8 protein-coding genes are annotated in these 7,263 nt (G+C 63.1%); 5 read left to right on the plus strand and 3 right to left on the minus strand.

Annotation, left to right across the window (positions count from 1 at the left end):
- Window positions 1–171: 171 nt before the first annotated feature.
- Together ABZ319_RS11250 and ABZ319_RS11255 are read left to right on the plus strand one after the other, a co-directional pair.
- Window positions 172–1,857 carry a hypothetical protein gene (locus ABZ319_RS11250; RefSeq protein WP_354986232.1) on the plus strand — a complete coding sequence of 562 codons (1,686 nt, stop codon included), beginning with the start codon at window positions 172–174 and terminating at the stop codon, window positions 1,855–1,857.
- Window positions 1,858–1,963: 106 nt separating this feature from the next.
- Window positions 1,964–2,221, plus strand: coding sequence for a hypothetical protein (locus tag ABZ319_RS11255; RefSeq protein WP_354986233.1), 258 nt, complete (start codon window positions 1,964–1,966; stop codon window positions 2,219–2,221).
- A 56-nt stretch (window positions 2,222–2,277) separates the two neighbouring features.
- On the opposite strand, the gene ABZ319_RS11260 is transcribed toward ABZ319_RS11255, so the two are convergent.
- The 3 genes from ABZ319_RS11260 to ABZ319_RS11270 form a co-directional block, all read right to left on the minus strand.
- Window positions 2,278–2,685, minus strand: a complete 408-nt coding sequence (locus ABZ319_RS11260) for a hypothetical protein (protein ID WP_354986234.1) — start codon at window positions 2,683–2,685, stop codon at window positions 2,278–2,280.
- Between the two features lie 686 nt (window positions 2,686–3,371).
- Entirely contained in the window at window positions 3,372–3,857 is a 486-nt protein-coding gene (locus tag ABZ319_RS11265; protein WP_354986235.1) for a hypothetical protein, read from the minus strand.
- 208 nt (window positions 3,858–4,065) lie between these two features.
- Window positions 4,066–4,569, minus strand: coding sequence for a hypothetical protein (locus ABZ319_RS11270; RefSeq protein ID WP_354986236.1), 504 nt, complete (start codon window positions 4,567–4,569; stop codon window positions 4,066–4,068).
- A gap of 158 nt (window positions 4,570–4,727) precedes the next feature.
- On the opposite strand from ABZ319_RS11270, the gene ABZ319_RS11275 reads away from it, so the two are divergent.
- The 3 genes from ABZ319_RS11275 (at window position 4,728) to ABZ319_RS11285 (ending at window position 6,818) form a co-directional block, all read left to right on the plus strand.
- Complete coding sequence (locus ABZ319_RS11275) at window positions 4,728–5,123, plus strand: hypothetical protein (RefSeq protein ID WP_354986237.1); 396 nt, start codon at window positions 4,728–4,730, stop codon at window positions 5,121–5,123.
- A gap of 343 nt (window positions 5,124–5,466) precedes the next feature.
- Window positions 5,467–5,769: a hypothetical protein gene (locus ABZ319_RS11280; protein WP_354986238.1), complete on the plus strand. Its 303-nt coding sequence runs from the start codon at window positions 5,467–5,469 to the stop codon at window positions 5,767–5,769.
- A gap of 212 nt (window positions 5,770–5,981) precedes the next feature.
- A complete protein-coding gene (locus tag ABZ319_RS11285) occupies window positions 5,982–6,818 on the plus strand; it encodes an Imm49 family immunity protein (protein ID WP_354986239.1) in 837 nt (278 codons plus the stop codon).
- The last annotated feature ends 445 nt before the right edge of the window (window positions 6,819–7,263 follow it).

The following is a 7,263-nucleotide window of genomic DNA, read 5'->3' on the forward strand; positions in this document are numbered from 1 at the left end:
GCCCTGTGCAGTGAGGCGGGGACTCGGCTGTTCGTTCCACCGGCCCCGCTGGGGTGGGAATTCATTCCCCCCGCGCCGCCGTCGGCTTCGCCGCTGTTGAACGACCGCCCACAGTTGATTCCGTCGCGGGTCCCCATCGCGGGGGCCGCGGCGGGCTGGATTGTCGCCGTTGTGATGACGTGGTTCTGCTGGCCTCCGGCGTGGGGCAGGCACGCCTATCCCGCGGACCCCGGGGAACCGGGCTACGAAGGGCTGTTCGTCGCCCTGCCGGCCGTGCCGCTGGTCCTGATGTACAGCATCTACCTGATCCGTCTCGAGCTTTTCCGGCGGCGGAGGAAGGCGAACGAGGCATCGTTCGAGTCCGCGCACGAGCGCTGGGTGGCGCAGGTTGCCGCCCATGATCGCGCCGAATATCAGCGCGTTCTGCGTGCACGGGTGTGGTTCCCGGTGTCTCCGGCGAACGGCACGGCACGGCTCGATGTGTTCGGTGGGACCCAGCGGGGTTGGTCGGCGATGGTGACGACCATGTGCGCTTCGTTGCTCACCGCGGGTGGACGGGCACTGGTGCTGGACTTCAGCAAAAATCACGTCGCGAACGACCTCGGGTCGCATGCCAGCGCTCGCGGGCACTCGGTGCGAGCATTCGCGTTCTCGGACAACACCGCTCGCACGGACAACGGTGCTCCCGACACGTGGACGCCGCGGACCGGCGAAGACTGCCTGCTGCATGGACTGTCGGGTAAGGAGGTCGCGGAACTGGTGTCGGCCGCGGTGCATTCGCTGCGCGAATCGGTCCCGAACCCGGGAATCGGAACCCGCAGTTCGGGTTTGCGCTCGGTCGCTGCGGTGTGTGCACACCTCGAATTCCCGATCACCTTCGCACGGATCGAAGCCGGACTCGGTGTGCTGCGCGGGACCTACGATCCGCACGCGCAGGACCTGCTCTCGGACAACGAATTCGCGCACCTGACCACCTACAGGCACACATCCGGCGGAAAACGGATCACCACCGATGAACTGGATCTCCAGGCCGAACTAACCGGGCTCGCCGCCGGCCGATCGTCGGCCGCGGAGCCTGCGGCCGCGACGTTCGCGCCGCTGTGGCCACCGGCTGGGCTCACGATCGTGGCGAACGAGGTCACCGATGGCCGCCGGAAGGAGTTCCTCGACCTGCTGGTGTTCCATCGGTTGCTCCACGACATGCGACTCCAGGACACCCCGGTCTCATACCTGGGCATACGGGCCACCGTGGACCCCGATGTCATCGTCGTCGCGGGTGTGGCGGGCCTTGGGCTGAGCGACCTCGATGCCTTGTCCCGGCAGGCTCGTCGTCTCGGAGTGCGGCTGATGTTGCTGATCGAGCACCTACGCGAGGATCTACGCGACTTCCTCGGCGGATCGGGCGTCACCTGTTTCATGCGATTGGCCGACCCACACGAGGCCGCGATCGCCGCCGAATTCGTCGGTGTGGGGTTCAAGTTCGTGCTGTCCGAGCTCACCGAGCAGGTCGGCACGTCCCGAGGTACGAGCGCCGACGTGTCCGACAGCCGGGGCGGGTCAGTACCGACACTGACAAAGAATCCGTACGAACCTTCGCCGACAGTCTGGGGCAGGTCGGTGTCGACAGGCTCATCCTCGGCGGAGTCCAACAGCACCGGCTGGACCGCCCGCCCCGTCCACGGGTATCGGGTCGAACCTCCCGTCGTGCAGAACCTTCCACCGACGGTGTTCGTAATGGTGGAATCGGGCTCGCGGGGACGGCGGGTCGTCGTCGCGGATTGCGACCCGTCGACGGTTCTGCGCGATGGCGTCGCGCTGAGTCCGCGTCGGCCGTTGCCCAATGAGCGCCGTCACTGAACGCTCCGGAAACGGATCCGGCAGCGCAAGAAAAGCGGATGTCCGCCGACCTCGAATCGACTCGGACCGTCGCTCTTTCGTCGAGTAAGCATCGGGATGTTCGGTGATGAACCGCACCGTCCATTGGTCGGCAGTGGCAACGAAGTTCCTCGGCCCAGGGTTCGATCATGACGCCGATCTGCCACATCGCGGACAGTATGTCGCCGAGCTGCATTGGTTCGGGTATCACCGCATCGGTGGCGTGGTCCGGCTCGTGCCGTCGAGCGCGGCCCGCATAGCGCGCCGAACCCGCCCGCTGATTCCAGTTCTGAAGGGCAAGACATCTAACTTCGCAAACCTTTCGGAAGTCCCTGCTCGATCGTGACAGCACGTCCAGATGACATGGTCGGTTCGGTCAGCGGTCCATGACGCGCGCAGAGTTCAGAGGCCGCTCGACTGCTGTGCTCCGCTGACGCCTCGGTACTGATCAAGCAGCCTGAAGAATGAGTCCATCGCGGTCTCGCCCTCAGCCAGGTTGTCCTCGATGGCCCACGCCCATCCGCAGGCCATGCCCCACCTGAACTCCTTGAACAGCCAACGGCAGAAGGGGCCATTCGGACCGAAAGCGAACTCCTCAGACACGGAATGCATTTGGAGCGCGACGCTGTAGCCGAACAGCATCGTCTCGAGTTCTCGCAGTGAACCGCCGCGAACCCACATCAACGGCCGTGGCCGCACAAGGTCGTCGAGGAACTCGTACACATCACGGCAATCGGCCACAGACTTGATCGAGGGGGCCGTCGTTGACCCGTCCGGACCGTAGTAGTTAGGTGGGGGGCTCTGGCTCATCACATCCTCACTTCACCACGGGTCCACCTCACCTGCCACCTCCGAGAGCGCACAGATCTCGGCGGTCCAGTGCGTTCGTTCGGCCTGCTTCTCACCGGTCCGAACACGACGCAATGTGTTGTGTCAGTGCGTGTTCTGGCCGATCGCCCGTGTGTGTAGCCCTGAATGAACTCGCCACGTTGATCTTCGGGAGTGCCGCGTGGCCGTTCCGAACAGCCCGACATGCGGCAATAGCGGATGATTGCGTCGCCGTCCCGCTTCGTTGAAAAATGGTTCGCCGCCCTGGCCGACTATGTGGTGGTGTGCTCAGATGGCCAAAGAGCGTGCACCTCAGGAACTATGGGATCAGATGTCGGCTGAGGCCCAGGCTCAGTTCGACGCACTACTTACATCCGGCGCTGCCATTCAGGCCGTCGCTCTGGTGCGTGACCACCTGGGGGAGCCCCTCCCACACCTTCACGATTGCATGGACCTGCTCGTCGTGCGCGCCGACGAAATCGGCCACCATCTCCCCGGTAGACCCGGCCCCGGCGCCGACTGAGGGAAGATCGAACACCAATGTGTCACACCGGCCGGTTCGCTCAATGCTCCATGCGGCATTTCAGGGTGCCTGCGGGTGCGGGATGAGGCCGGCGTGGAGCCGCCCGAAGGCAAGGTTGGTCAGTGGCGCTGTCGGAGAGTGGGAATCACCAGAACCGCCACCACGATCGAGCGGTAGGCGCAGACCGAAGTCGATCCAGCGGTGCGGGTTCCTCCCACCTCAATCCATCGCGATCGATTCCCAATCCCGTCCACTCCTGCTCGTCGTAGAACCTCAGTCGTCCAACCGGAATCGAACCGTCGGCGTTTCGAACGGACGGCTCGATCCACGATGTCAGCCAGTCGAGGAACGGACACAACGACCAGAGTTCTTCCTCGTCCGCCTCCTGGCGTGCGGTCAACCGCCATCCGTCGCCGTCATGACGACGGGCGAGTGCCGCGAACAGGTCTTCGTCGGATTCGAAGTACGCCCCGCCGTGTCTGAAAGGCAGCGGCAGACCCTGCTCTATGGCTACCGGGCTTGACGGGCGCGATCCCAGTCCCAGATGCCATCGCAGTTCGCTGATCTCGTCATCTGTCATCTGATCGGTGAGATCGAATGCGAACTCGACGTGGTAGAAGGCGGTGACCATTGTCGAACCCTACGGGCGTATCAGCGGCTACACCTGTGCCCTTCCGACCCGCATCGACAAAGCCAGCCAACTCGGTGACCGTGCGATCCGACATCGGCCAACCGGCTGCGCCGCCGCTGGACGGATCGGTCAGCGCGAACAGCGGCATGAGCGCGCGTGTCCTAGGGTCGTGCATTTCGTGTTCGTAGCTGGTGCCGATGAGCCCGAATTATTGGTCCGCTGAATCGGCATGGCGCTCGATAACCAGCATCCCGCCGCCTGTTCCGAGGAACCACCAGCCCGACGGTGGGTCAGGCTGGAATCGGCCGTCCACCAATGCGATGAAACCGTCGGCGACTTCGAGGATCCGATGCAGCCCTATCCCGCCTTCGGTTCGCGAATAGCCCTGCGACACAGCCATATCCGGCAGGATCATCCACTTCCACAACTGTTCCTCGGCAACATCGCCAACAGCGACGGCCGCATCACGCGCAGAATTGGCGTACTCGCTGATCCATCCACGCTGCTGATCGGTCTCGAACGTCAAGCTCAAGCCGAAGTCCGTGATGGCCGCAGCAACACGCCAGTCTTCAACCATCGAAGCGAGCCACGCATCGGGTAGTCGGTCGTTGCCGTCGATCTGTTCGACCAGGTAGGCGAGCCACGCACCGAATGCGTCATCCAAGGCCCAGAAACCACGGCCGTCGATGTTCACGAAGGTGGTCCGGCTCATGGCCAAACCATCTCACGATCACGGACCCATCGCCGGCTTCCGCGCCGCGGTACCGACTGCGCCCTGCTGACCGGTTCGGTCGGCGCGGCATGCGGCATGTCAGGACGACCGACCTGTCGACTCCGCGGTGAACGGCAGCGACCGGCATGATGCTCAGCATGCAGTTGTCTCGCGACTTCGTTCATACCGGCTGGGTCGCCATCTTCACGGGCACCGACACCCAAATCGGTCGACAACGTGAGGTCGACGGGTGGGATCCTGCCACTGGAACCGCATTGGTAGTCGATCCCGAAATGGGTGTGCGGCGGCCGGTTACGGACTACTCCGACTTCTCACATCTCGAAAAGGCCAGCCAGGTTGTGGCGGTCCTTCCCGGTGGTGGATGGCACGCCAGTCAGCGAGGACGCGGACGGCACGACCCCGACTCCGCAACCGAACCAGTTCTCGCATGGCTGGTGACTTCGATCGGCGGTCTCATACCGGTCACCATGGACCACGACGGATGGATCGGCACCGATCACGACATGAATCGATTCTCTCCTCCGGATCGATAGGCCCATTCCCTCAAGCGCTCATCGGCAGATCAGTGAGTTCGGCCGGCCGCGGCCTGACCGGTTCGAACAGCCTTGTAAGCGGCATTTCCGGATGGGTTGTCGATCGTCCAATCAGCTTGCCCGGAATCGGTCTGAGTCCTACGGCCAAGCTGGAGCTGAACGGCGATCTAGTGTCTGAGCCTGTCCGTTGCTGCGCGGTAGGGTGTTTGGGTGATCAACAACCGAAAGGGCAATGCCGCGTAGGCGCCCCTCAGCGGTCCGGGCCGAGTATCCGCTTCGCCCACCCGACCGCTACCTCACGATCGACCGTCTGTCGGGATCATGTACCGCTCACATTCGCCGATTGGACCGAATCCGTTTCGGTCCCAACGCCACTGCGATGGCATACCGATCCTGGCGTGAACTCGCGGGCCGCTCAACCCGCGAGATCGTCAGCGAACTCGTTGACCACGACTGTGACCTTCGCGAATGCTACCCGGCATCGATCGGTTATCGCGATCATCTCGAACAGGTCATGCACGCACTTCCCGCTCGCAGTTCCCGTGAGCTACATCTGCTCGTCAGCGAACTCGACGCCCGGATTGTGGAAGCCGCCCAGGGCTTTCGCTCTGACACCGACTGGCGATGGTGGCGGGCGCCGTTGTGAATCTACAACGGCGCTGAAGTCCGAATCCGCAGCGCTCTGTTGCCCCGGATCGGCACGGCCGGTAGAGCTTCCACCGTGCGACCCGGTCAGCGCGCCACGCGGCATGTGCGGACATTCCCAACCGCACGGCCGAGTGTCGAGATCCGATCCTGGCTTGAGCGGTCATCACAACCAGGCGATACCCTGTGTCAGCACAACCGAGGAGATCAACTATGGGGTTCCCGCTGCACGGCGTCAGCATCGATCACATCGAGGCGGCCTTGGACGGCATAGTCGGACGAATTCTGGATTCCTGGTACGAAATTAGATACTTCACCGAGGACCCGGTGGCGGAGCTATGGAGAATGATCGACACGCTCCGGGACTACCTCGGCGCCGCCCTGCTATCGGATCTCGATCTAGGTTCCGACTCCGCACGCATCGCGATTCGTACCGCCGCAGAAGCAGCGTTCGGTGCGATCGGGCTCGAGAGCTGGCCCCATGGGGACCACGATATTCAACTGCCCATGATCGACGAGGCCATCACCTCGGAAGACTGGGACTTCCACTACCTACAGGAGAAAACGCCGCCCGTACACCGGTGGCTGGACGCGTATTGGCTGATGATCATGGGTGGCGCGGTAGCCCGATGCGGTGGCGTGCTCGCGGAGGACTCAGCGCCGGAGGTCTACGCGATCTGTGGTGACAGTGCGGACGGGCTCGTCATGAACGCGTTGAGCGACTACGTGGACGGCGACTATCCGGAATGGTGGTTGCGTCGACCACCGACTGAAATTCGGCAGCACCATCTTTCGTGCTTGGCGAGCGTTCCCACGTATCCAGGCTCGGTTGCAGGGATGCTGCGCGCGCTGCTGGCCGACGACGAATCCGCGTTCGAGCATGAGCGTCAGATGTGGCTGGCCTGGTATCGGGAACAGTCCGGCGACAATCCACAGCCTCGCGTCCTGCTCCCACTACCGGCGATCGGATTGACGGCCCTCGCGGTGCACGCGCACGGTTGGCACACCCAAGCTGGATCCGGATATCTGCCCGCAGGGCTTCCGATTTAAGTCGGTCACCTCAGCATCACGTGAGCGCTGACAGTCCGCCGATCCCGAACGAGGCAGCGAAATGGACAGCGTTCACGCAACGCTCGAATTCCCCTGCAAACACGTCTCCACCGATGCATGGCCTGCTAGGACTCTGTCTGCGAAACATGAGGGACGTGCAGACGAACTTAGCCCGTGGTTCGGCAATCACAGGAAGAGCTTCTTCAACACTCTGTATAGCCGATTCGGAATCCATCCCCGTACTGAGTTCCCTGATCCAACCTCTGGATATGTGGTCCCTTGCCGCACGATATTCGGTGTGGTCTCAATGGGTTAGCGCAACACTGGTTTTGTTCAGTTGAACGAGGTGGTGTGTGATGACCAGAACTCCGTTGTCCGAGGCCGAGGTGGAGGAAGTCTGGCGGCGATGGAAGTCCGGTCAGGCAGTGAAGGTCCTGGCCAGACA

It is taken from the genome of Nocardia sp. NPDC005978 (assembly GCF_040614455.1).
Taxonomy (GTDB): domain Bacteria; phylum Actinomycetota; class Actinomycetes; order Mycobacteriales; family Mycobacteriaceae; genus Nocardia.

Coding starts and splice junctions, on each gene's coding strand:
- ABZ319_RS11275 (WP_354986237.1), top strand. CDS start 4,728: ATGCAGTTGTCTCGCGACTTCGTTCATACCGGCTGGGTCGCCATCTTC.
- ABZ319_RS11260 (WP_354986234.1), bottom strand. CDS start 2,685: ATGAGCCAGAGCCCCCCACCTAACTACTACGGTCCGGACGGGTCAACG.
- ABZ319_RS11265 (WP_354986235.1), bottom strand. CDS start 3,857: ATGGTCACCGCCTTCTACCACGTCGAGTTCGCATTCGATCTCACCGAT.
- ABZ319_RS11270 (WP_354986236.1), bottom strand. CDS start 4,569: ATGAGCCGGACCACCTTCGTGAACATCGACGGCCGTGGTTTCTGGGCC.
- ABZ319_RS11285 (WP_354986239.1), top strand. CDS start 5,982: ATGGGGTTCCCGCTGCACGGCGTCAGCATCGATCACATCGAGGCGGCC.
- ABZ319_RS11255 (WP_354986233.1), top strand. CDS start 1,964: ATGAACCGCACCGTCCATTGGTCGGCAGTGGCAACGAAGTTCCTCGGC.